This window comes from Microbacterium xerophyticum, assembly GCF_053543555.1.
The window spans coordinates 652,203-674,902 of sequence record NZ_JBLVOB010000007.1 but is presented as its reverse complement, the minus strand read 5'-3'; the positions used below and the strand labels follow the sequence as shown (position 1 = coordinate 674,902).

24 protein-coding genes are annotated in these 22,700 nt (G+C 68.1%); 9 read left to right on the top strand and 15 right to left on the bottom strand.

Translation table 11 applies throughout. From position 1 onward, the window contains the following. Together ACNPNP_RS14750 and ACNPNP_RS14745 are read left to right on the top strand one after the other, a co-directional pair. The coding region (locus ACNPNP_RS14750) for an ABC transporter permease (protein WP_448966777.1) at positions 1-481 on the top strand (481 nt) is incomplete at its 5' end. Next, positions 481-2,721 (top strand): exo-beta-d-1,3/1,6-glucosidase, encoded by a 2,241-nt coding sequence (locus ACNPNP_RS14745; RefSeq protein ID WP_448966776.1) that lies wholly within the window; start codon positions 481-483, stop codon positions 2,719-2,721. The genes ACNPNP_RS14750 and ACNPNP_RS14745, both read left to right, overlap by 1 nt. Positions 2,722-2,819: 98 nt before the next feature. Here the strand turns inward: ACNPNP_RS14745 and ACNPNP_RS14740 are convergent, their stop codons facing one another. The 4 genes from ACNPNP_RS14740 to ACNPNP_RS14725 are packed head-to-tail and all read right to left on the bottom strand — an operon-like array spanning position 2,820 to position 6,148. Continuing rightward, positions 2,820-3,740 carry an NAD(P)-dependent alcohol dehydrogenase gene (locus tag ACNPNP_RS14740; RefSeq protein ID WP_448966775.1) on the bottom strand — a complete coding sequence of 307 codons (921 nt, stop codon included), beginning with the start codon at positions 3,738-3,740 and terminating at the stop codon, positions 2,820-2,822. After that, complete coding sequence (locus tag ACNPNP_RS14735) at positions 3,737-4,381, bottom strand: response regulator (protein ID WP_448966774.1); 645 nt, start codon at positions 4,379-4,381, stop codon at positions 3,737-3,739. Before ACNPNP_RS14735 ends, ACNPNP_RS14740 begins: the two co-directional genes overlap by 4 nt. Beyond that, a complete protein-coding gene (locus tag ACNPNP_RS14730; protein ID WP_448966773.1) occupies positions 4,378-5,472 on the bottom strand; it encodes a sensor histidine kinase in 1,095 nt (364 codons plus the stop codon). The genes ACNPNP_RS14735 and ACNPNP_RS14730 overlap by 4 nt, the downstream gene beginning before the upstream one ends. Positions 5,473-5,482: 10 nt before the next feature. After that, the gene (locus ACNPNP_RS14725) at positions 5,483-6,148 is read right to left on the bottom strand and encodes a DUF2306 domain-containing protein (RefSeq protein ID WP_448966772.1); all 666 of its coding nucleotides are present in this window, start codon (positions 6,146-6,148) and stop codon (positions 5,483-5,485) included. Positions 6,149-6,206: 58 nt separating this feature from the next. Here ACNPNP_RS14725 and ACNPNP_RS14720 point away from each other — a divergent pair, with 58 nt between their 5' ends. Continuing rightward, a complete protein-coding gene (locus ACNPNP_RS14720) occupies positions 6,207-7,754 on the top strand; it encodes a SulP family inorganic anion transporter (protein WP_448967265.1) in 1,548 nt (515 codons plus the stop codon). A 1-nt stretch (position 7,755) separates the two neighbouring features. Here the strand turns inward: ACNPNP_RS14720 and soxR are convergent, their stop codons facing one another. Next, the gene (soxR, locus tag ACNPNP_RS14715) at positions 7,756-8,253 is read right to left on the bottom strand and encodes a redox-sensitive transcriptional activator SoxR (protein WP_448966771.1); all 498 of its coding nucleotides are present in this window, start codon (positions 8,251-8,253) and stop codon (positions 7,756-7,758) included. An 86-nt stretch (positions 8,254-8,339) separates the two neighbouring features. Here soxR and fdxA point away from each other — a divergent pair, with 86 nt between their 5' ends. From fdxA to ACNPNP_RS14700, 3 genes are read left to right on the top strand one after another with little or no spacing between them, the layout of a single operon-like run. Continuing rightward, a complete protein-coding gene (fdxA, locus tag ACNPNP_RS14710; RefSeq protein WP_448966770.1) occupies positions 8,340-8,666 on the top strand; it encodes a ferredoxin in 327 nt (108 codons plus the stop codon). Beyond that, positions 8,663-9,184, top strand: a complete 522-nt coding sequence (locus ACNPNP_RS14705; protein WP_448966769.1) for a flavin reductase family protein — start codon at positions 8,663-8,665, stop codon at positions 9,182-9,184. Before fdxA ends, ACNPNP_RS14705 begins: the two co-directional genes overlap by 4 nt. A gap of 1 nt (position 9,185) precedes the next feature. Then, on the top strand, positions 9,186-9,815 hold the full coding sequence (locus ACNPNP_RS14700; RefSeq protein ID WP_448966768.1) for a superoxide dismutase: 630 nt from the start codon (positions 9,186-9,188) through the stop codon (positions 9,813-9,815). Between the two features lie 24 nt (positions 9,816-9,839). Here the strand turns inward: ACNPNP_RS14700 and nhaA are convergent, their stop codons facing one another. From nhaA to ACNPNP_RS14665, 7 genes are all read right to left on the bottom strand, one after another. Beyond that, positions 9,840-11,150, bottom strand: a complete 1,311-nt coding sequence (gene nhaA / locus ACNPNP_RS14695; protein ID WP_448966767.1) for a Na+/H+ antiporter NhaA — start codon at positions 11,148-11,150, stop codon at positions 9,840-9,842. Between the two features lie 83 nt (positions 11,151-11,233). Continuing rightward, complete coding sequence (locus tag ACNPNP_RS14690) at positions 11,234-11,929, bottom strand: potassium channel family protein (protein WP_448966766.1); 696 nt, start codon at positions 11,927-11,929, stop codon at positions 11,234-11,236. A 33-nt stretch (positions 11,930-11,962) separates the two neighbouring features. Continuing rightward, on the bottom strand, positions 11,963-13,330 hold the full coding sequence (locus ACNPNP_RS14685; RefSeq protein ID WP_448966765.1) for a TrkH family potassium uptake protein: 1,368 nt from the start codon (positions 13,328-13,330) through the stop codon (positions 11,963-11,965). Positions 13,331-13,478: 148 nt separating this feature from the next. After that, positions 13,479-14,945: an alanine/glycine:cation symporter family protein gene (locus ACNPNP_RS14680; RefSeq protein WP_448966764.1), complete on the bottom strand. Its 1,467-nt coding sequence runs from the start codon at positions 14,943-14,945 to the stop codon at positions 13,479-13,481. Between the two features lie 65 nt (positions 14,946-15,010). Continuing rightward, positions 15,011-16,015 carry a LacI family DNA-binding transcriptional regulator gene (locus tag ACNPNP_RS14675; RefSeq protein WP_448966763.1) on the bottom strand — a complete coding sequence of 335 codons (1,005 nt, stop codon included), beginning with the start codon at positions 16,013-16,015 and terminating at the stop codon, positions 15,011-15,013. A 9-nt stretch (positions 16,016-16,024) separates the two neighbouring features. Beyond that, a complete protein-coding gene (locus ACNPNP_RS14670; protein ID WP_448966762.1) occupies positions 16,025-17,686 on the bottom strand; it encodes a glycoside hydrolase family 13 protein in 1,662 nt (553 codons plus the stop codon). Positions 17,687-17,749: 63 nt separating this feature from the next. Further along, on the bottom strand, positions 17,750-18,676 hold the full coding sequence (locus ACNPNP_RS14665; RefSeq protein ID WP_448966761.1) for a 2-hydroxyacid dehydrogenase: 927 nt from the start codon (positions 18,674-18,676) through the stop codon (positions 17,750-17,752). Between the two features lie 88 nt (positions 18,677-18,764). Here ACNPNP_RS14665 and ACNPNP_RS14660 point away from each other — a divergent pair, with 88 nt between their 5' ends. Together ACNPNP_RS14660 and ACNPNP_RS14655 are read left to right on the top strand one after the other, a co-directional pair. Continuing rightward, on the top strand, positions 18,765-19,193 hold the full coding sequence (locus ACNPNP_RS14660; protein ID WP_448966760.1) for a DUF1761 domain-containing protein: 429 nt from the start codon (positions 18,765-18,767) through the stop codon (positions 19,191-19,193). A 46-nt stretch (positions 19,194-19,239) separates the two neighbouring features. Further along, the gene (locus ACNPNP_RS14655) at positions 19,240-20,121 is read left to right on the top strand and encodes a hypothetical protein (RefSeq protein WP_448966759.1); all 882 of its coding nucleotides are present in this window, start codon (positions 19,240-19,242) and stop codon (positions 20,119-20,121) included. 32 nt (positions 20,122-20,153) lie between these two features. On the opposite strand, the gene purQ is transcribed toward ACNPNP_RS14655, so the two are convergent. Together purQ and purS are read right to left on the bottom strand one after the other, a co-directional pair. Continuing rightward, complete coding sequence (gene purQ / locus ACNPNP_RS14650) at positions 20,154-20,861, bottom strand: phosphoribosylformylglycinamidine synthase subunit PurQ (RefSeq protein ID WP_448966758.1); 708 nt, start codon at positions 20,859-20,861, stop codon at positions 20,154-20,156. Beyond that, entirely contained in the window at positions 20,858-21,106 is a 249-nt protein-coding gene (gene purS / locus ACNPNP_RS14645) for a phosphoribosylformylglycinamidine synthase subunit PurS (protein ID WP_033105327.1), read from the bottom strand. Before purS ends, purQ begins: the two co-directional genes overlap by 4 nt. Before the next feature lie 303 nt (positions 21,107-21,409). Between purS and ACNPNP_RS14640 the strand changes: the two genes are divergently transcribed. Then, the gene (locus ACNPNP_RS14640; RefSeq protein ID WP_448966757.1) at positions 21,410-22,084 is read left to right on the top strand and encodes a MerR family transcriptional regulator; all 675 of its coding nucleotides are present in this window, start codon (positions 21,410-21,412) and stop codon (positions 22,082-22,084) included. Between the two features lie 10 nt (positions 22,085-22,094). Here the strand turns inward: ACNPNP_RS14640 and ACNPNP_RS14635 are convergent, their stop codons facing one another. Next, a complete protein-coding gene (locus tag ACNPNP_RS14635; protein ID WP_448966756.1) occupies positions 22,095-22,628 on the bottom strand; it encodes an adenine phosphoribosyltransferase in 534 nt (177 codons plus the stop codon). Positions 22,629-22,700: the final 72 nt, after the last annotated feature.

Below are 22,700 nucleotides of genomic sequence, written 5' to 3'. Positions count from 1 at the left end.
GCGGCGCGCGCAGACCATGTCGTTGCGCAACCGCGACTTCGTGCAGGCCGCCAAGGCCAACGGCGAGCCCCTGCGCCGCATCATCACGGTCGAGATGCTGCCGAATCTCATGGCGCTGATCGCCGCGAGCTTCGTCGGCACGGTGACCGCCGCGATCCTCGGCCTCACGACGCTTTCGTACATCGGCGTGATCCCCGTGACCACGTACAACTGGGGAACGATCCTCAACTGGGCCTCCGCCCAGGGGGCGTTCGGCCAGAACCAGTGGTGGTGGTACCTGCCGCCGGGACTGTGCATCGCCGCGATCGGCGTCGCCCTGTCATTGATCAACTTCGGCATCGACGAGTACGTCAACCCGCGCCTGCGCTCCGCCGGCGAGCGGGCGCGTGCGATGAAGAAGAAGGGCCTGAACGTGAACGACGCGGTCACGGCCGTGCGCACCACCGACGCGGCCGCTGCGGCCGCAGAGACCAAGAAGTGATGACCTCCGAGACCCTCACCCTTCCGTATCTGAACCCCGATCTGGCCGTCTCCGACCGCGTCGCCGACCTCCTCGGGCGCATGACGCTCGAGGAGAAGATCGGACAGATGCTGCAGCTCGACGCGCGCGACGATCTCGACGACCACGTGCTCCGGCGCATGGTCGGATCGATCCTGCACACCTCGCCGGAGCGGATCGTCGCGGCGCGCGAGTTGACGCTGCAGACGCGCCTGCAGATCCCCCTGCTCGTCGGTGAGGACTGCATCCACGGTCACTCGTTCTGGCCCGGCGCGACCATCTATCCGACCCAGCTGGGCATGGCGGCCTCGTGGGATGCGTCCCTGCTGGAGAAGGTCGCCCGCGCGACCGCCGTCGAGGTCGCGGCGACCGGCATCCACTGGACCTTCTCGCCGGTGCTCTGCATCGCCCGCGATCTGCGCTGGGGGCGTGTCAACGAGACGTTCGGCGAGGATCCGTTCCTGCTCGGAGAACTCGCGTCGGCGATGGTCCGCGGCTATCAGGGCGAGGGGCTGGACGATCCGACGGCGATCCTCGCGACGGCCAAGCACTTCGCCGGGTACTCCGAGACCCAGGGCGGGCGTGACGCCAGCGAGGCCGACATCTCGCGGCGCAAACTGCGGTCGTGGTTCCTGCCGCCGTTCGAGCGCGTCGCCCGCGAAGGGTGCCGCTCGTTCATGCTGGGGTATCAGAGCATGGACGGCGTGCCGATCACCCTCAACGACTGGTTGCTCAGCGACGTGCTGCGCGGCGAGTGGGGCTACACCGGCACGCTCATCACCGACTGGGACAACGTCGGCCGGATGGTGTGGGAGCAGCGGGTGCAGCCCGACGTCATGCATGCGGCAGCGGCCGCCGTGAAGGCCGGCAACGACATGATCATGACGACGCCCACCTTCTTCGAGGGCGCTCTGGATGCTGTCGCGCAGGGCCTGCTCGAAGAGGACGCCTTCGATGCCGCGGTCGAGCGGATCCTCACGTTGAAGTTCGAGCTCGGACTGTTCGAGGACCCGCGGACGCCGCTCGACGGGCTCGAGCAGATCGTCGGGACGGCGGAGCACGCGGACCTCAACCTGGAGGTCGCGCGACGTTCGCTCGTGCTGCTCGAGAACGACGGTACTCTGCCTCTGCGGCAGACCTCGACCGCGCGCGTCGCGGTCGTCGGGCTGCTCGCGGACGATGCGCAGGAGCAGCTCGGCGACTGGGCCGGCGGTTCGGGGCAGGCCGGATGGCTCGACGGGCAGCCGCGCGAGATGATCACCACCGTGCTCGACGGGCTGCGCGAGATCGCGCCCTGGGAGGTCCTGCACGTGCGCGGCGCGGACATCCTCACACTCGAGCCCGACCCCGCCGGTGCGACCTGGCCCGACGGGCAGCCGCGCCCGCCGGTCGTGAAGCCGTGCGCACCGGATGCCGCGCAGATCGCCGAGGCGGTCGCCGCGGCGAAGGCGGCCGACGTGTGCGTCGCCGTGGTCGGCGATGCGCAGGGGCTGTACGGCGAGGGCCGCTCCACGGCGACTCTCGAGCTCATCGGCGGGCAGAACGCCCTGCTCGACGCCGTGATCGGGACGGGCACGCCCGTCGTCGTGGTGCTCATGGCGTCGAAGCCGCTGGTGCTGCCGGCATCCGTCTCCAGGGCCGCCGCGGTGCTGTGGGTGGCGAATCCGGGGATGCAGGGTGGGCGCGCGATCGCCGAGCTGCTGACCGGTCAGATCGAGCCCACCGGCCGCCTGCCGATCTCGTTCGCACGGCACGCCGGCCAGCAGCCGACCTATTACAACCAGCTCCGCGGACAGCACGGCGACCGCTACGCCGACCTCACCCAGTCACCCGCATGGGCGTTCGGCGAGGGCCTCTCGTACACTACGGTCGAGTACAGCGACCTCGTGCTGGCGGAGCCTGCGCTCGCAGCATCCGGCACGATCGTCGCCGACGTCACCGTGACGAATACGGGAGAGCGGCCGACGCTCGAGACCGTGCAGGTGTATGTGCGCGATCAGGTGACGAGCGTGAGCTGGGCTGACAAGGAGCTCAAGGCCTTCCGCAAGGTGGCTCTGGCGGCGGGCGAGAGTGCGCGCGTGCGCCTGGAGCTGCCCGTCGCGGACTGCACGATCGTGGATGCCGCTGGCGACCGCGTCGTGGAGCCCGGTGCTTTCGAGCTGCTGGTTGGCCCGAGCTCGCGCGACGAGGTTCTTCTGAACGCGGAGTTCACCGTCGCCTGACGCGCGCCTTCCATCGCCGAGGCCCCCTTCCGTCGCCGACGCCCCTCCCGCCCTGCGCACACCCGAGGGGGCGTGGACGACGAGAGGGGGCGTCGCCGTCAGGCGGTGGGGGCGGTCAGGACGACGTTGCCGCGCTTGCGGCCGGTGTCGACGTAGCGGTGCGCCTCGACGACCTGCTCGAGAGAGAAGGTGCGGTCGATCACCGGGCGCAGCACCCCAGTGTCGGCGAGGTCGGCGAGACGCTGCAGGTCGTCGCGCGTGATCGGGGACAACCCGGTGTTGCGCACGTGCACTCCGCCCGGGCGAAGCAACCCTCGGCATGCACGTCGCGATGACAGTGCCACTGCGTCGTAGACCACATCGAACCGCGGACCGAGTCGGGTGAAGTCCTCGGACTGGTAGTCGATCACGGCATCCGCTCCGAGGTCCTCGACGAGTTCGCGATTGCGTGAGCTGCACACCGCCGTCACCTCGGTACCGAGGTGCTTCGCGATCTGGATCGCATAGGTGCCCAAGCTCCCCGAGGCACCGTTGATCAGGATGCTCTGCCCCGCACGGAGTCGGGCCTTCTGCAGATTCTTGTGGGCGGTCAGCGCACCGGCAGGGAAGGCTGCGGCTTCCTCGAAGCTCAGCGACGCGGGTTTGCGCACGATCGCGCCGAAACGCTGGGCGTTGCCGGCGGCGACGGGAAGGCACCGGTATTCGGCGTTGCCGCCGAAACCGAACCCGCAGAAGGCCATCACCTCGTCGCCGGGTACGAACGTCGTGACTTCCGGGCCGACGGCTTCCACGACACCGGCGAGTTCCAACCCGAGGATCAGGCCCGGTCTCGGGAGGAACAGTCCGAATGCGAAGCGCGCCGCGAACGGATCGGCACGTCGGATACGCGCGTCGCCCACATGCGCCGTGGTCGCGACCACGCGGATACGCGCCTCGCCGTGCCGTGGCTCGGGCAGCGGCACATCCCGGACGAACAGCACCTCCGGGGCGCCGTATGCCGTGCACACCACCGCCTTCACTCCCGAGCTCTTCCGGTGTCGTAGGCCCACATCGCCGCCTCGACGCGGTTGCGCACCTTCAGCTTCGCGAGGATCGCGCCGATGTGAGCCTTCACCGTGCCCAGCGACACGAACAGCCGCTCGCCGATCTCGTCGTTCGTGAGGCCGGAGCTCAGCAGCGCGAGCACCTCCTCCTCGCGCGCGGTGAGCGCTTCGTCGGGCGCAGCGGCGGGGCGGCGGTTCGCGAAGGCCGACAGCAGCCGCGTGGTCACGCGCGGGGAGACGAGCGACTCGCCGTTCGCCGCGGCCCGGATCGCTTCGCCGATCAGCGCACCACCGGCATCCTTGAGCAGGAAGCCCTTCGCGCCGGCTCGCAGCGCGCCGTGCACGTACTCGTCCAGGTCGAAGGTCGTGATGATCACGACCGCGATCGGATCCTCGACGTCGGGCCCCGCAAGCAGCTCCGTCACCTGGAGCCCGTCCAACTTCGGCATCCGGATGTCGACGAGCGCGACGTCGGGACGCAGCCTTCTCGCCGCGCTCACCGCGCTCGCGCCGTCGTAGGCGTCGCCGACGACCTCGACATCGGGGAGGGTCTCCAGCAGCAGGCGCAGTCCGGTGCGCACGGACTCCTGGTCATCGGCGATGAGCACGCGGATCATGGCACTCTCCGCGGGACGCGCGCACGCAGCGCCCACCCGCCGGCATCGCTCGGACCGGCAGTCAGCTCGCCACCCAGCAGGGTGAGCCGCTCGGCCATTCCTCGCAGACCGAACCCGTCGCCCGTCGGGGCGGGCTGCCCGTCGTCGATGACCGTCAGGATCACGTCACCGCTCTCGGACCGCACATCGACGTCGATGCTGCCGGCCCCGATCGCGTGCCTTCTCGCATTGGTGACGCCTTCCTGCGCGACGCGGTACAGCGTCGCTGCGACGACTCCCGATGGTGCGGGCGTGACGTCGATTCGGACCGTCACCCGTGGCGGTCCCGACGTCGCGAGAGCAGCCACATCGTCGAGCCCACGGGTGGGGGTGTACGCGACGGGCTCTCGCAGCGTGCGGACGATGCCGCGCATCTCGTCCAGCGCAGCGCTCGCCTCCTTCTCGATCGCGGCCAGCGACGCGGCAGTATCGGTCGCATCGACGCCGCGAGCCGTCGCCGCCTGCGCCCGAATGGCGATGGCCGAGACGTGATGCGCGACGGTGTCGTGCAGATCGCGCGCGAGCGAATCGCGCTCCTGTGCGCGGACCATCGTGATCTCACGCTCCCGTGATGCGGCCCGCTCTCGGCGCAACGCACCGATCAGGCACGCGGTGCCGACGAACAGCAATCCGACGATCGCGCCGATCAGTCGATCCGCCGCGGTGCCCGTCGCCAGCGCGGATGAGACGAGCACGCTGGCAGCGAGGGTCGCGGAGCCGATGATGCGTTCGGTGCGCGTTCCCCAGCGCAGCAGCGCGTACGGGACGAGCAGCAGTGCGAACATCGCGCCGAGGCCGGCCTGAGGCAATCCCGCCCATGCCTGCGCGACGGCGAATCCGGTCGTCACGGCGGTCATGGCCAGCACGAGGACCAGCGGGTGCCGACGCCGCCACGGGAGCCCGGAGAGGAGGAGCGCCGTCACGGCGACCGTGGCGATCGGCCAGTGCAGGTCGTGGCGGATAGCGCCCTCGACGACCGCCAGTGCGATGAGCGCGATCGCGAGGGCGAAGTCGCGGCGCCGCGGCGCGCGCAGATCGCTGACGGTGTCCACGCCACGCATGCTACGCGACCGGTTCGGCTGGCCGGCGTCCGCGGTGGATGATGATCTCGGCCACGACGATGTTGATCATCCACCCGGCATCCATCTGCACGAGGCGCCAGAACTCGTCCGGCGTGCCGAACAGCAGCGCGAACGGTGCCGAGGTGAGGACCTGGGTTCCGGCGCCCATCGCCAGCGCGTAGGCGCGGATCATCCAGCCCCGGTGCGCGCCGATGTCGCGGCGCAGCACCGCCATCACGCCCAGACAGAGGAAGGCGAGCATGAGGACGCCGACGACATAGCGCGAGATCTGCAGCGCGAGGCCGTCGATGGGCGGCACATCGTAGAACGCCGTCATCCACAGGCCGCTCAGCGCGACCGTGGCCCCCGCAGGCACGAGCAGGTACCGGCCCGCGAAACGATGCCATCCGATGCGGCGGGATCGCAGCCCCGGGAGGAACTGGAAAGCGCCGATGCCCGCGTACACCAGCGCCGCGATGATGTGCAGCACGACAGGAAGCGGCACCTCCATGAAGCGCGCGTTGCCGGCGGTGGTCGGTGCACCGCTCGCTATCTCACCGACGCGGAACGCGCCGGCGGCGGACGGGATGAGCGCGAGCAGGAGCAAGCCGGTCGCGATGATGACGTCACGACGGTGAGATGTGCGTGCGGCGAGGGAAGTGATCATGCCTTCAGCGTCGCCGGGCAGCCCCGCGTGGGACATCGGCCGATCGGCCAGGATGTCGATGGCCCTCGTGCTCGGGCCCTCCCCGTCGGGAATAGGGTTGACTCTCGTGACTGCCATCGACGATCGCGCCCGCTACAGGGCGAACCCCTCGGTGCTCACGGCGCTGAAGTCGCCACGCATGCTCACCCGCGAGGTGCTGGCCGGGCTCGTGGTCGGCCTCGCGCTGATCCCCGAGGCGATCGCGTTCTCGGTGATCGCCGGGGTCGACCCGAAGGTGGGGCTGTTCTCGTCGTTCATCATGGCGGTGGCGATCTCGTTCCTCGGCGGACGCCCGGCCATGGTGACAGCCGCCACCGGCGCCGTCGCGCTGGTGATCGCGCCGGTCGCGCCCCTGTACGGCATCGACTACTTCATCGCGACCGTGCTGCTCGCCGGCGTCTTCCAGGTGCTGCTCGCGGTGCTCGGCGTCGCGAAGCTCATGCGCTTCATCCCGCGCAGTGTGATGACCGGGTTCGTCAACGCGCTCGCCATCTTCGTCTTCAGCTCGCAGGTGCCGCACCTGCTGAACGTGCCGTGGCTCGTGTACCCGCTCGTGGCGCTCGGCATTCTCGTCATGATCCTCATGCCGCGGATCACCAAGATCATCCCTGCGCCGCTGGTATCCGTGATCATCGTCACAGCCGTGGTGATCGTGTTCGCCATCAACGTGCCCACGGTCGGCGATCAGGGCGAGCTGCCCCGCAGCCTTCCCGAGCTGTTCATCCCGAACGTGCCACTCACCTGGGAGACGTTCACGATCATCGCGCCGTTCGCACTCGGAGTCGCGGTCGTCGGTCTGCTCGAATCGCTGATGACGGCGAAGCTGGTCGACGAGATCACCGACACGCATTCCCGTAAGACGCGTGAGGCGTGGGCTCAGGGCGTCGCGAACGTGCTCTCCGGCATCTTCGGCGGCATGGGCGGATGCGCGGTGATCGGCCAGACGATGATCAACGTGAAGTCGTCCGGGGCGCGCACCCGCATCTCGACCTTCTTCGCCGGAGTCTTCCTCTTCCTGCTCGTCGTGGTGTTCGGAGACTTCGTGGCCACGATCCCGATGGCGGCGCTCGTGGCCGTCATGATCATGGTGGCGATCGGCGCGTTCGACTGGCACAGCATCCGTCCGTCGACCCTGAAGCGGATGCCGAAGAGCGAGACCGTCGTCATGCTCGTGACCGTGCTCGCCGTGGTGATCACGCACAACCTCGCCATCGGGGTCGTGGCCGGTGTGATCGTGGCATCCGTCCTGTTCGTCAGACGCGTCGCGCACTTCGTCACGGTCACGCGCAGCGTGACCGACGACACCGCGCACTACGTGGTCGACGGCGAGCTCTTCTTCGCCTCCAGCAATGACCTCACGACGCAGTTCGAGTACGCGGAAGACCCAGAGCGGATCGTCATCGACATGTCGCGTTCACACGTGTGGGATGCGTCGACCGTCGCCGCACTCGACGCGATAACGACGAAGTACGCCCGTCACGGCAAGAGCGTCACCCTGGAGGGGATGAACGACGCCACGACCCGGATGTACGGACGGCTCAGCGGAGGGCTCGGCGCCGGGCACTGACTCAGTCGGCGACCGGTCCCTCGCCGTCGTCGTCGAGCCGGCGTGGCCCGACGCCGGATGCGCCGAGGGCGTCGTCGGGGTTGAGCAGTCCGCACGCCTTCATCGACAGGCACCCGCAGCCGATGCATCCCGTCAATTCGCGCTCCAGACGCTCGATACCTTCGCGTCTTCGCTCCAGGTCGCGCTTCCACCGCCGTGACGCGCGCTGCCAGTCCTCGTGGCTCGGCGTGGCCGTGAGCGGCACATCGGCGAACGCCTCCTGCACGTCGGAGAGCGGTATGCCCAGTCTCTTGGAGACGGTGATGAGGGAGACCCGCCGGAGCATGTGACGCGGATAACGTCGCTGGTTCCCCGGCGTGCGCGTCGACGCGATGAGGTCGAGCTTCTCGTAGAAGTGCAGCGCCGACACGGAGACACCGGTGCGCCTGCTCATCTCGCCGATGCTGAGCAGCTCGTCGGGGACGTGGTGCGGTGAATCCGCGCCCTCTTCGGTCGCCATCTCTGCTCCTCCCGCCGCGGTCGATTTGACCTCAAGCGTACTTGAGGTTTTAGCGTGGAGGACATGACCCGGAGGAAGAATTCTCGATGACCTACGTGATCGCCCTGCCGTGCGTCGACGTCAAGGATCGTGCCTGCATCGACGAGTGCCCGGTCGACTGCATCTACGAGGGCGAGCGCTCGCTCTACATCCACCCCGACGAGTGCGTCGACTGCGGCGCATGCGAGCCGGTGTGCCCCGTCGAGGCGATCTACTACGAAGACGACGTGCCGGAGGAGTGGGCGGACTACTACAAGGCGAACGTCGAGTTCTTCGACGACATCGGCTCCCCGGGCGGAGCCGCCAAGCTCGGGATGATCGCGCATGATCATCCGCTGATCGCCGCGCTGCCCCCGCAGGAGGGGACCGAATGACCGGGGCGCACGCCGATCCGACCGCATCGGCAGTGGGCGAGGGGCTGAAGGCGGCCTTCCGCACGCACCCGGCCGGCATCGCGATCATCACCGCTGCCACGCCGACCGGACCCGTCGGTCTCACGGCATCCAGCGTCGCCTCCGTCGCGGTCGATCCGGCAGCGATCATGTTCTCGGTGACCCGTGCGACGGGCAGTGCCGGAGCCCTCCTCGACGCCGACACCTTCGTCGTGCATCTCATCGACGACGACCACGCCGATCTCGCTCAGGCCTTCGCGACCAGCGGTGCCGAGCGGTTCACCCCCGAGCAGGGGTGGGACAGGCTCGGCTCAGGCGAACCGCATCTGCCCACCGCCAGAGCGGCGCTGCGCTGCCGGGCGCTGCACACCATCCCGGTCGGCTCATCGCCCGTGGTGATCGCCGAGGTCCTCGACATCATCGCCGGCGGTGCCGGCCGTCCTCTCGTCTATCTCGACAAGCGCTTCCACTCCCTGCCGATCCACTCTGAAAGGAACTGACATGCCCACTCCCTACACTCTCCCCGAACTGCCCTACGATTACGCGGCGCTCGAACCGCACATCTCCGGCAGGATCATGGAGCTGCATCACTCCAAGCATCACCAGGCCTACGTCACCGGTGCCAACACCGCGCTCGAGCAGCTCGCCGCAGCGCGAGACGCCGGCGACCTTGCGAACGTGAACAAACTCGAGAAGGATCTGGCGTTCAACCTCGGCGGCCACGTCAACCATTCGGTGTTCTGGCAGAACATGTCGCCTGACGGAGGCGGCGTCCCGGAGGGCGAGCTCGCGGCGGCGCTGCAGGACTCGTTCGGCTCGATCGATGCGTTCCGCGCGCACTTCACGGCCACCGCCCTCGGCGTGCAGGGCTCTGGATGGTCGGTGCTCGCGTGGGACGGCCTCGGTGCGCGACCCGTGATCTTCCAGCTCTTCGACCAGCAAGGAAACGCGCCGCTGGGCGTCACGCCCCTGCTGCAGCTCGACGTATGGGAGCACGCGTACTACCTCGACTACCTGAACGTCCGTGCCGACTACGTCAAGGCGTTCTGGGAGGTCGTGAACTGGGACGACGTGCAGCAGCGGTTCGAGAGGGCGCGGACGGCGACGCAGGGGCTCATCTCCGCGCGCTGACGCTCTGGCGAGCAGCGGCTTCCGTCAGCGATCGACGGGGGCCGCCTGCTCGCGCTCCTCGGCCTTGCGGTAGCGCCGGTTGCGGAACCCGAGCAGCGCTGCCGCGAGCAAGGCGGCCACGACGGATGCCGTCAGGATCGCGACCTTGCTGTGGTCGTAGTGCGGGCTGCCGGCGGCGAAGCTCAGTTCGGCGACGAGCAGAGACACCGTGAACCCGATCCCGGCGAGGATGCCGACCCCTGCGATGTCGATCCACCTCAGAGACGGGTCGAGGTTGATGCGGCGGATCCTGGTGATGAGCCAGGTCGCGGCCGTGATGCCGAGCGGCTTGCCGATCACGAGACCGAGGACGATCCCGATCAGCACGGGATCCGTGAGGGCCGAAACGAATCCGTCGGCGCCCCCGATCGCCACGCCGGCGGAGAAGAACGCGAACACCGGGACCGCGAAGCCCGCGGACAGCGGCCGGAACCGATGCTCGAAGAGCTCGGCGAGCCCCGGCCCCGCATCCTCGGACCGCTCCGCCCTCTTGTGCAGCACCGGGATCGTGAATCCGAGCAGCACGCCGGCGATGGTGGCGTGGATGCCCGAGGCGTGCATCAGCGCCCAGGCGGTGAAGCCGATGGGCAGCAGGATCAGCCATGCTGCTCCCGGTCGGACATGGAAGAACTGTCGGAAGCGCTGTGCGATCGCACCGTAGATCGCGATCGCCACCAGCGCGAGAAGCAGCGGCACGAGCTCGATCGACTCGGTGTAGAAGATCGCGATGATGCCGATCGCGATGAGGTCGTCGACGACGGCGAGCGTCAGCAGGAAGATGCGCAGCGCGCTGGGCAGATGCGATCCGATGAGCGCGAGGACGGCGACAGCGAACGCGATGTCCGTCGCGGTGGGGATCGCCCAGCCCCTGGCCTCGCTCGTGGTCGTGCCCACCACTGCGACGTACACGAGCGCGGGGACGACGACGCCTCCCACTGCGGCGACGACAGGGACGATGGCGGTGCTGGGCTTGCGCAGGTCGCCGGCCACGAACTCGCGCTTGAGTTCGAGCCCGACGAGGAAGAAGAAGATCGCGAGCAGGCCGTCCGCAGCCCATGCACCCAGTGAGAGCTTCAGGTGCCACGGCTCGTACCCGATCTCGAAGTCGCGGATCGCGAAGTACGAGTCGGCCCAGGGCGAGTTCGCCCAGATGAGCGCGATGGCTGCGAAGACGACGAGCAGGATGCCGCCGACCGTCTCCTTGCGCAGGATCTCGGTGACGCGGACCGATTCCTCTCGGGATGCCGAGGGGAAGATGCTTCGGACTCGGGCGAAGCGGGGAGGAGTGGGCGACATGGTGGCCATTCTGGTCGACGAACAGGGACGTCGACCAGGCTTCCCGACACTCCGAGCTCCCAGTCTAATCGATGAGACGATCCTCAGCGAAGCTGTGCGAAGCGCTCCACCTCGGTCGTCGGACCCACCACGAGGACGAGATCGCCGTCATGCAGCACAGTGTCGGCCTGAGCGTTCTGCCACGAGCCCTTCGCACCGCGGTACGCGGCGATCGTCACGCCGTGCGTGTGCCTGACCGCGCTCTCGGTGAGCGTGATGCCGTGCAGCAGTTGCGGCGCGATGGTCTTGACGACCGCATAACCCTTGTCGATCTCGAGATAGTCGGCGGCCGCACCGCGGACGAGGTGGGCGACCCGCCGACCCATGTCCTTCTCCGGATAGATGACCTTGTGCACGCCGAGCTGTTCGAGCACGGCTCCGTGGCGTTCGTCGACCGCCTTGGCCCAGATGACCGGAACATCGAGATTGAGCAGAAGGGACGCCGTGAGGATCGATGCGGTGATGTCGCTGCCGATCGCGAGCACGACCCGGTCGAACTCACCGATCGCGAGCTGCTCCAGCACTTCGGGGCGAGTGGTGTCGGCGCGCACCACCTGCGTCAGAAGGCCGTTCAGCGACTGCACGACCTCCTCATCCGCGTCGATGCCGAGCACTTCCGTGCCGGAGTCCATCAGCTCCACGGCGAGAGACGTGCCGAACCGGCCCAGTCCGATGACAGCCACCGAATCGGCCTCGGCGATGCGCCGGGCATCCTGCCCGAATGAGAGAAATCTGGCCATGCGAGGTCCTTTCGATGTGCGTGCGCCGCGGGATCATCCGATTGCGGGGCGTTCCTTGGGGAGTTCGTACGCCGTCGGCCGCTCACGCAGGGCCAACGCCGATCCCAGCGTCAACGGACCGAGCCTGCCCAGGAACATGAGCAGGATGAGAATGAGCTGGGCCGCCTCAGGGAGATCGGCCGTGATGCCGGTCGACATCCCGACGGTCCCGAATGCGGACACGACTTCGAACAGCACCCGATCGAGGTCGAGATCGGTGATGGCGAGGATCACGATCACCGCCGCCATCACGGCGCCCAGTGCCGCGAGCACGACCGTGATCGCCTCCCGGTGGACGGCACGCGAGAGCCGCTTGCCGAAGACGTTCACGGCGGTGCCGCCGCGCAGTTCTGTGAACATGATGAAGAACAGCACGGCGAAGGTCGTGACCTTGATGCCGCCGGCGGTCCCGGCCGGTCCACCTCCGATGAACATCAGCACATCGGTGCCGAGCCAGGTCTCGTCGTGCAGCTGCGACGTGTCGACGGAGTTGAAGCCGGCGGTGCGGGACTGCACGGCATGGAAGAAGCCTGCCAGTACCCGGGAGCCTGGATCGAGCGCGCCGAGGGTGGCCGGATTGTCCCACTCGATCACGACGACGTACACGGTTCCGAGCAGGAGCAGCACGCAGGTCGCCCACAGCACGATGCGAGTGTTCATCGTCCAGTGCAACGGCCGACGCAGCTCCTTGCGCAACTGCCGCAGCACGGGGAATCCGAGTCCGCCGAGGATGATCGCGCCGCAGATGGGAAGGCAGATCCAGGGGTCGGACACGAACCCCATCAGGCTGTCGGTGTAGAGCGCGAAACCGGCGTTGTTGAACGACGACACCGCGTGGAAGACGGCATGCCAGGCAGCGCGGAGAGGGTCGTAACCGTACCCCATCGTGAAGCGGGCGAACAGGAGCACGGCGACGGCGGCCTCGATCACCACGGTCGTCACCAGGATGCCGGTCGCGACGCGCTTCATGTCGCCGCCACCGGCCGTCTTCGTCTCGGTCCCCGCGATGACGCGCGAGCGCACCGACAGCTTGCGCGCGAGCGCGAGTCCGATGAGCGAGGCGAACAGCATGATCCCGAGACCGCCGAGTTGGATGAGCAGCAGGATCACCACCTTGCCGAACGGGCTCCAGTACACCGCGGTGTCCACGACGACGAGCCCGGTGACGCACACCGCGGACGTCGAGGTGAACAGCGCGTCGATGAACCCGGTCCACCCGCCGTCGGCTGAGGAGATCGGGAGCATCAGCAGGAAGGTGCCGAGCAGGATGGCCGACCCGAATCCGATCGCTATCGCCTGTGCGGGAGCGAGGTGTCGCTGCTTCGGGCGACGCGCTCGCGCGAAGAAGTCGGTTCGAACCACAACAGGGAAGGCTACGCGAGCACTGGCCCCGGCGACAGGATCCTAACGGGATCCTTACGCCGGGCCGGCGATGTCGCCGACACGATCCTCACGGCATCCTCACGCCGACGCCGCGAACGCCTTCTCCGTCCCCGTGCCGGAGCGGCAGCTACGATCGCCGCGACTGGGCCGGCAGATCGATCGGCCCCGTGACCGACAGCTCGTCCTCCCAGCACTGGATCCCGGTGAGCTCGGGCAGGCGCTCCCGGGTGAACACCGGATCCAGACCTGCACGGCGCTGCTGCGTGTAGTCGCGCAGCAGCTTGAACGCCACACCCGACAGCAGAGCGATCGCCACGAGGTTGACCAGCGCCATGAGCCCCATGATCCCGTCGGCGGTGTTCCAGATGAGATCGGCCGACGCGATCGAGCCGGCGAAGATCACCAGCACCACCAGTACGCGATACACCGTTCTGGCCATCGGCTTCGTCGTGATGAACTCGATGTTCGACTCGCCGTAGTAGTAGTTGCCGAGAATCGAGCTGAAGGCGAGGAGGAAGATGATGACACTCAGCAGGACGTTCGACCACGAGCCGAGGTTGCTGACGATCGCACCCTGGGTCAGCTCGATGCCCTTGCCCGCCCCTGCGAGATCGGGCGTGGAGACGAGGATGATGAACGCGGTGATCGAGCACACCAGGAACGTGTCGAAGTAGACGCCGAGCGTCTGCACGAGCCCCTGCTTGACCGGGTGCGTGACCGCCGCGGTCGCGCCCGCGTTCGGCGCGGAACCGAGTCCTGCCTCGTTGGAGAACATCCCGCGCTTGACGCCGTACATGATGATCGTGCCCAGTGCCGCACCGACCATCTCGTTGTATCCGAAGGCCTGGGTGTAGATCGACGCGAAGACGACCGGGAGCTGCTCGATGTTCATCCCGACGATGACGAGTCCCACGATCAGATACAGCAGCGCCATCGCCGGCACGACGGCCTGTGTGACGCTCGCGATGCGGCGGACGCCGCCGAACACCACGAGGGCGGTGAGCGCGGCGAGCACGACACCGACGACCCACGGGATCCAGCCGACATCGCCGCCGAAGCTCGACGAGACCGTCGCGGTGATCGTGTTGGCCTGCAGCGAGCTGAAGGCGAAGGGGAAGCAGACGATGAGGATGACGGCGAACAGGATGCCCATCCAGCGCGCCTTGAGACCGTGCTGCATGTAGTAGGCGGGTCCTCCGCGGAAGCCGTCCTTGTCGCGCACCTTGTACGTCTGACCGAGGGTCGACTCGATGAAGCTCGAAGCGCCTCCGATGAACGCCATCGTCCACATCCAGAACACGGCACCCGGGCCTCCGACCGCGATCGCGGTGCCGACGCCGGCGATGTTGCCGACACCGACTCTGGACGCCGCCGAGATGGTGAACGCCTGGAACGCCGAGACCGACTGGGGTTCGCCATCGGCATCGCGCGGCGTCTTGTCGGTCAGGGTGCGGAACATCTCCGGGATCATGCGGAACTGCACGACGCCGGATCGGAACGTGAAGTAGATCCCGAGAACCGCGAGCACGGGAAGGATGATCCACGTCCACAGGTTGTCGCCGGCGGTGAGCACGAAATCGTTCAGGGCGTCCATCCGGCAAGTATGGCCGTCGCCGGGCGTTCTGACCAGGACTCGTCGCAGAGAGCGCGCCGCGGCAGTCAGATCCTGGCGGTGGTCCCGCGCACGATGAGCTCGTAGGGCAGCGCGCCGGGTGCGGGTGCGACCGGGGCGTCCTCGAGCTTCGCGAGCACTGCGGACGCCGCGCGCTCGCCCTGGGCGAGCGGGAACTGGTCGACCGTCGTGAGCTGGAAGAACTCGCCCAGCTCGTGACCGTCGATGCCGACGACCGACAGATCCTCCGGCACGCGGAAGCCGAGATCGCGCGCGGCGAGGATCGCACCGATCGCCATCTCGTCGGATGCTGCGAAGACCGCCGTCGGTCGCGGCCCCGGTCTGCCCAGCAATTGCTTCGCCGCGCGGTAGCCGCCCTCGACGGTGAAGTCCGCCGGCTCGAGGAACGACGGCTTCGGGGCGATCCCGGCATCCGCCAGCGCCTTCTCGAAGCCGAGCCGGCGCCGAGTGGGGATGTGGAAGTCGAGGTCGAACTCCGGATTCGCGCCGATGTGCGCGATCGCGGTGTGGCCGAGGCTCAGCAGGTGCTCGGTCGCCAGCTGCGCCACTGCGCCGTCGTCGACCGTGAGCGTGTCGAGCTTCGGGTTCGGCCCGCCGATCGCGATGACGGGAAGACCCAGTTCGAGCAGGCGGGTCGTCTCGGCCTCGTCGAGTTCGATCGACACGGCGATCACGGCATCCACACGCTGGCGCCGCAGTGCCGTGTCGAAGACGTTCCGGCGCACGTCCTTATCGGCGGTGATGTTGTACAGGGTGATGTCGTAGCCCTGACGCATCAGGGCACTGGAGACGCCCGAGAGCACGGTGCTGAAGAACCATCGATCGAGGAACGGCACCACCACACCGATGTTGCGCGTGCGACCCGAGGCGAGCGATGAGGCGCGCGACGACACCACGTAGCCGAGCGTCTGCGCCGCGACGAGCACGCGATCGCGCGACGCGGCCGAGACATGACCGCGACCGCTGAGGGCGCGCGACACGGTCGCCGTGGACACCCCGGCCAGTCGCGCGACCTCATCGATGCTCACCATGGAATACGATCAGCCCCTGGTGTACCAGGCGGCGGTGTCGACGGGCAGCGCCGTGCCGTCGAACGGCTGACTCTGCACGACGAATGCGGCGTCAGCGCCGAGTTCCAGCGGCTCGGTGCCGAGGTTGACCGCGATGTGCAGATCGCCGCGGCGGAAGCCGACGGCCGTCTCGCCCAGGTCTTCCCAGACGAGCGATCCGACACCCAGTGCGTGCTCGCGGCGCAGCTGCAGCAGCTGCTTGTAGAGGTTGAGGGTCGACGCGGCATCCGCCTCTTCCGCGTCGCGAGCGAACGACGCCCACTCCGCGGGCTGAGGAAGCCAGGAGTCACCGGTGTCGTTGAAACCGAACGCCGGAGCATTCGCTTCCCACGGGATCGGCACGCGGCATCCGTCGCGGCCGTACCGCTTGCCGTTCGTGCGGTACCAGGTCGGGTCCTGACGGAACTCGTCGGGGATCTCCATGGCTTCCGGGAGTCCGAGCTCCTCACCCTGATACAGGTACGACGAGCCGGGGAGTGCGAGCATCATGGTGGTCGCGGCACGTGCGCGGGAGAGCCCGATGACGGGGTCGGGCTTGCCCGCCGACTTCGGGCCGATGCCCTCGCCCTGCGGGTTGTCGGCGGTGAGCGCCAGACGCGATGCGTGCCGGACGACGTCGTGGTTCGACAGCACCCAGGTGCTCGGTGCTCCGACGGCACCGAACTCGTCGAGCGATTCGCGGACGACGTTGCGGATGCTCACGGCGTCCCACGCGGTCATCATGTAGGGGAAGTTGAACGTCTGGTGCATCTCGTCAGGACGCACCCACAGCGCGGTCTGCTTCAGCGTCGGCAACCATGCCTCACCGCACAGGGCGCGGTCGCCGCCGTACTCGGCGAGCACCTCATGCCAGTCGCGGTATATGTCGTGCACGCCGTCCTGGCCCCAGTACGGCACGCTGGCCTCTCCGCCGCCCATGGAGTCGACATCCGCCACCGGTGCGTAATCGGGCAGACCGGCTTCCTTGACCATTCCGTGGGCGCCGTCGACGCGGAAGCCGTCCACACCGCGGTCGAGCCAGAAGCGCAGGACGGAGCGGAACTCCTCCTTGACCTCTTCGTTCGTCCAGTCGAAGTCGGGCTGGCTGGCATCGAAGATGTGCAGGTACCACTGGCCGGGCGTGCCATCGGCCTCGGTCACGCGCTCCCACATGCCACCGCCGAAGACGCTCTCCCAGTTGTTCGGCGGGAGCTCGCCGTTCACGCCCTTGCCGTCGCGGAAGACGTAGCGGGCGCGCTCAGGGCTGCCGGGGCCGGCCTTGAGCGCCTGCTGGAACCAGACGTGCTGATCGGAGGAGTGATTGGGGACGAGGTCGACGATCAGGCGGATGCCGCGGGCATGCGCCTGCGCGATCATCTCGTCGAAGTCGGCGAGAGTGCCGAAGATCGGATCGACGTCGCGGTAGTCGGCCACGTCGTATCCGGCATCCTTCTGCGGACTCGTCATGAACGGGCTCAGCCAGATCGCATCGACGCCGAGCTCCTTCAGCGAATCGAGCCGGCTCGTGATGCCCGGGAGATCTCCGATGCCGTCACCGGACGCGTCCGCGAACGAGCGCGGGTAGATCTGGTAGATGACGGCGCTGCGCCACCACTCTGCTCCTGGGGCGGCGAACTGCTCAAGCTCTGTCATGCGACGAGCCTAGTGCAAGCGCTTACAGTTGTGCGAGCGCCTGGATCGAATCGGTTCGAGTGCTCAGCCGTCTATCACGACGTTGACGGGCGCGTCGCCCCGCAGCATCCGTTCGATCTGCTTCCGGACGAGTCTGGCGATGCGCGGATTCATCGCGGTCGAGGCGCCGCCGACGTGCGGGGAGATGAGCACGCCGTCCGTCTTCCAGAGCGGATGCTCGGCGGGGAGCGGTTCCGGATCCATCACATCGAGCGCGGCGCGGATCCGGCCGTTCTGACGGGCCAGGGCGTCCGTGTCGATGAGCGTGCCGCGCCCCACGTTGACGATGAGCGCGCCGTCGGACATGAGGTCGAGCATCCGCTCGTCGAAAAGGTGTCGTGTCTCATCGCCGCCGGGGAGAGCGAGCATGATGATCTCGGCCTTCGGGACGAGGTCGGCGAGCTCGTCGATGGCGTGCACCTGCACGCGGCCGAGACGCTCGTGCCACACCGGCCGGGCGGTGCGGGCGACGACGGTCAACTCGACCTCGAACGGCTCCAGGCGCATGGCGATCGCCTCACCGACACCACCGAATCCGACCAGCAGCACGCGCCGGTCGGCGAGGCTCTCGGCGAAGACCTGCGCCCATTCGCCGGTCTGCTGAGCGAGCACGAACCGGGGGATCTGCCGCTGCGCGGCGAGTGCGAGCGCAAGAGCGATCTCGGCAGTGGACGTCTCGTGCACGCTCGCCGCGTTCGCGAACGGGATGCCGGCGGGCAGCGCGGCGGCGACGCCGTCGTAGCCGATCGACTGGCTCTGCACGAGCCCGATGTCGATGCCGTCCAACACCGACAGCACGGACGAGGCGCCCATGTACGGCGCCACCACGAGGTCGATCCTGTCCCTCGGCGCGGGAGAGCGGAAGTCCCAGACCTCGAGCTCGACGCCCTCGGGCAGCGCTCCGATGTTCTCGGCCAGGTGGGCGGTGGGGACGGTGACGAAGAGACTCACACGTCGAGCCTATCGATCCCGCACGGCGGGGAGAGTAGCGTCGGCCTCAGCAGCGGCCCTCGGCCGCTCTCAGGCGCGAGGAGGAGCCATGATTCCGGAGATCAACTACTGGGCGGTGCTGCTGGCCATGATCTCGAGCATGATCGTCGGGTCGATCTGGTACACGCCGAAAGTGTTCGGCACCCGGTGGGCGCGGCTCGCGAAGGTCGACATGACCGGGTCCGCCAAGAGCGCGGTGTGGCCGATCGTGACCACGGTGATCGTGAGCTTCGTGACCGCATGGGTGCTCGCCGGAGCGGCCGCCATCGCCTGGCACTTCTACGAGGGATCGTTCTTCGTCTCGGCAGTGGTGACGGCGATCCTCCTCTGGGCCGGGTTCACCGCCGCGCGCTTCATCACGCACGATGCCTTCGAAGGTCGCCCCACTGCACTGACGACCATGAACATCGCCCACGAGCTGGTCACGCTCGTGATCATGGCGGTGCTGATCGGAGTCTGGCCGCCGGCCGGCATCTGATCCGCACCTGGTGCCGGCGCACCGATCGACTGCCTAGGCTGAGAGGGTGAATCCTCCTGACCTCGGTCTCCTGCTCGACGTCGACGGCCCCGTCGCCAGCCCCGTCACCCGCACCATCGCGATCGGATCGATCGCCCGCGACATCGTGGACCTCGTCGCCGAAGGCGTGCCGATCGCGTTCATCACAGGGCGCTCGCACGAGTTCATCGCCGACGTGGTCATCCCGACCCTTCAGGCCGCCGGGCTGCGCGAGGCACTGGGTCGTCCAGGGGCGCGCATGTTCGGCGTGTTCGAGAAGGGCGGCGCGTGGTCGACGATCGACGTCGACGGCATGGGCGAGCCCACGATCGATCAGACCGTGGCGTTCGACGCGGATGCCGTCGACGCGATCCGGGACCTGGTCGGGCAGCGTTTCGCCGGCACCATGTTCTTCGACGAGACCAAGCGCGCGATGATCTCGGTCGAGCAGCGCACGGATGTCGCAGCCGACGACTACCGCCGCGCCCAGGGGGATTTCCAGGACGAAGCGTTCCGCATCCTCACCGCGCAGGGCGTGGGGCTCCGTTACGGCGAGCTGTCCGTCCCTGACTCTTCCGGAACCGTGCCGTTCCGCATCGATCCGACCGTGATCTCCACCGACATCGAGTCGATCCGCCTCGACAAGGATCACGCCGCGCGACGTGCGCTCGAGCACTTCCGCGCTCACGGGCCAGTACCGCGCCGCTGGCTCAGCGTCGGCGACTCACGCAGCGACTATCTGATGGCCGACCAGCTGCACGAGGAGGGCTACGAGACCGCTCATCTGGATGTTCGCCCCGGGGACGGCATCCTGGAGCGTCCGTACCCGGTGCTCACCGAAGCCGACCTCATCCACGACGAGGCGTTCGCCGCGCATCTCACCCGTATCAGGGCCGAACTGGGCGTCTGATCGCGGTACCGCGCTGGCCGGCGCCCGTGCGACTAAGCCGCGACGCGGCTGACGGCGGCGATGGCGCTCGTGAAGAAGGCCAGGCCGTCCGTGCCGGAGCGCATGGCGTCGGCGGTGTTCGGTCCGAAGCCCGCCTCGGTCGCGTGCTCGGGGTGCGGCATGAGGCCGACGACGTTGCCGGCGTCGTTCGTGAGACCGGCGATGTCGCGCAGTGAGCCGTTCGGGTTCACGCCCGCATAACGGAACGCCACGAGGCCTTCGCCCTCGATGCGATCGAGCGTCTCCTCCGAAGCGATGTATCCGCCCTCGGCGTTCTTCAGCGGGATGACGATCTCCTGGCCGCTGGTGAACTCGCTCGTCCACGCGGACGTGGTGTTCTCCACCGTCAGCTTCTGGTCGCGCCGCACGAAGTGCTGGTGGTCGTTGCGGATGAGCCCGCCCGGCAGCAGGTGCGCCTCGACGAGCATCTGGAATCCGTTGCAGATGCCGAGCACCGGCATGCCGGACGCCGCGGCATCCTTCACCTCGGTCATGATCGGCGACAGCGCGGCGATGGCGCCGGAGCGCAGGTAGTCGCCGTAGCTGAATCCGCCGGGGAGCACGAGTGCGTCGACGCCGTCGAGGTCGTGCGAGCCGTGCCACAGAGCGACGGGTTCGGCACCGGCGAGGCGGATCGCGCGCTGCGCGTCGCGGTCGTCCAGCGAGCCCGGCCAGGTGATGACGCCGATGCGGACGGTCACTCGACCACCTCGATGCCGACGACGTCCTCGATGACGGCGTTGGAGAGCACGTCATCGGCGAGCTTCTTGACCTCGGCGAGCACGGCATCCGTGACCTCGCCGTCGACCGTGAGCTCGAAGCGCTTTCCGATGCGCACATCGCTGAAGCCCTCCACGCCCAGACGCGCGAAAGCGCCGGAGACGGCCTTCCCCTGCGGGTCGAGCAGTTCGGACTTGGGCATGACGTCGACGACGATGGTGGGCATTGAAGGCTCCAGAAGTCGCGGGAAGGCGGGCAGTTCCAGTCTAGCCGCCCGGGTGGTGGTCGACGGATGCGCGGATGCGGCGCCGTCGCGGCTCGCGGATGCTCGGACGGATGACGCAGCCCCCCTGGTACATCCGTCCGAGCAAGTCGAGGAGCCCCTGCTCATCGAAACTCCCGACCGCGAATCCCCAGCGGCGACACAAGTCCCTCCATGAGCAGGTTAGAGTCATCGCACAGAAGCCGCATCGTGGAGAGTCGCGGGGCTCGTCACTCTCCAATGGTCGACCTCGAGGGGGAGCAGCGCATGAAGCTCAAGGAGCTGGCCGTTCAGAGTGGAGTCAGCACGACCACTCTCAAGCACTGGATCCGCGTGGGCATCATGCCGGCTGGGCGATTGCGCAATCGCACCACGGCCGTCTACGAGCAGCGTCACGTCGACAGGGCGCGTCTGATCGTCGTGATGCGCGACTCCTACCGCGCGTCGACAGCCGCGATCAGGTCGCTGACCGATGTGATCGACTCCGACGCCCCCACGCTCGAGGTGATGAACGCGTGTCAGGCGTTCGCGCTGGGGATCGGCGAGAGCGTCGTCTCGGATCCCGACTACGAGATCTTCCGCGAGCGAACGCACGAGCTGATGCGGCGCCGTGATTGGCGCGGGTATCCCGGTGCAGCCGAACAGGGGTTGGCGCACGCGCTCGCACAGGCGTCCGCGGTCGGCCTGGACTACGACGTCGACGAGCTCATGGAGTACGCAGACGCACTCGAGCCGCTCGCGGGCCGGAACATCGCCGCGCTGCGTCCAGACGGCTCACGCGACGAGGTGGCCAGGAGGATGCTGCTCGCCGTCCATGCTCGCGCTCGACAGCTGGTCGCGGTGAGCAGCCTCGCTCATGCGGCGGCATCCATCCGCTCCGCGATCGATCGAGGTGTCGCCCCGGCCGACCTCGCGAAGCCTCCGTCTGCGCGCGTGCAGTAGCGCGCGGGCGTCAGGCCGAGTGGAAGACCGTGTGCAGGTCGCCGATGAGGTCGCGGCCGCCGAGGCCGTCGATCTCGAACAGCACCGATATGCCGGCGACGTGCGACCCGAGCTCCTCGATCAGCTGACGACCCGCTGCCAGAGTGCCGCCGGTGGCCAGCACGTCATCGATCAGAAGGACGCGTGAGCCGGCGGGCAGGTCGTCGTGCATCTCGATCGTCGCGGTTCCGTACTCGAGTGCGTAGTCGACGGATGCCGCCGGGCGGGGCAGTTTGCCGGCCTTGCGTATCGGGATGAGGCCCACGCCTGCGGCGATCGCAGCGGCGCTGGCGATGAGGAATCCTCGCGCTTCGATCCCGGCGATGACGTCGAACTGCCCGGCGAAGGGCTCGATGATCGCCTCGGTCGTCACGCGCAGCGCCTCTGAATCCGCGAGCAGCGGAGTGATGTCGCGGAACAGGATGCCGGGTTCGGGATAGTCCGGGATGCTGCGGATCAGCGATTCGGCGCGAGCGAGAGCAGGGGAGAGGTCGGCGGAGGGCACTGGCCAAGGCTACTTCAGGCGCGCGGTGCCTCCCGCGCTTGACTTTCGTGGGGGCGCTCCCATAGAGTGGCC